At 71.8% G+C, this 876-nt stretch carries 1 protein-coding gene; it reads left to right on the top strand.

The genetic code is table 11. The features are described 5' to 3' along the window. Positions 1 to 86: 86 nt before the first annotated feature. On the top strand, positions 87 to 872 hold the full coding sequence (locus GUY60_RS37950) for an SDR family NAD(P)-dependent oxidoreductase (RefSeq protein WP_161706038.1): 786 nt from the start codon (positions 87 to 89) through the stop codon (positions 870 to 872). Positions 873 to 876 lie beyond the last annotated feature (4 nt).

The raw sequence follows: 876 nt of genomic DNA, 5'->3' as shown, positions 1-876 counted from the left end.
CGGCCCCCACCACTCGCGGAACCCAGCAAATCCCGTCCCCCGCCAACCAATTGACGCACCGTCAGACACCCTCGTACGGTCGCGTCATGCCGATATCCGCACGTACCGCCTACGACCTCACCGGCCGCACCGCGTTCGTCACCGGCGCCGCGAGCGGCATCGGCCGCGCGAGTGCCGTACTGCTCGCCGAAGCGGGTGCCGTCGTGCACTGCGCGGACCGCGACGCACAGGGACTGCACGAGACGGCCACCGCCATCAAGGACGCCGGGGGCACCGCCCGCACCCACACCGTCGACGTCTCCGACCGCGCCCAGGTCGAGTCGGCGATCCTGGCGGCGGAGCGGGCCGACGGCCTGGACGTACTGGCCGCCGTCGCCGGGATCATGCACAGCAGCCCGGTCCTGGAGACCACGGACGAGGACCTGGACCGGGTGCTCGCCATCAACTTCAAGGGCGTGCTGTACGCCTGCCAAGCGGCCGCCAAGGCGATGATCGCGGCGGGTCGACCCGGCTCTCTCGTCACCATGGCGTCGGGCGCCGTGGACACCGGCGGCCCTGGCCTGCTCTGCTACGGCGCCGCGAAGGCCGCCGTCGTCCAGCTCACCAAGACCCTGGCCACCGAGGTGGGTTCGCACGGTATCCGCGTCAACGCGGTGGCGCCGGGCTGGATCCGTACGCCGATGACCGAGCGGCACAACAACAACGAGGTGCAGACGCACACCGAGGCCCTGATGTCCCGGATGTCGCCGCTCGGCCGGGTGGGCACGCCCGAGGATGTCGCGCACGCGGTGCTGCATCTGGCCTCGGACGCCGCCGCGTTCACGACCGGCCAGATCCTCCGACCGAACGGCGGCGTCGCCATGCCCTGGTGAGCCC

Source organism: Streptomyces boluensis (assembly GCF_009908195.1).
GTDB lineage: Bacteria > Actinomycetota > Actinomycetes > Streptomycetales > Streptomycetaceae > Streptomyces > Streptomyces boluensis.
Note: the sequence above shows the minus strand (reverse complement) of the source record. Positions and strands in the feature narration are given on the sequence as shown.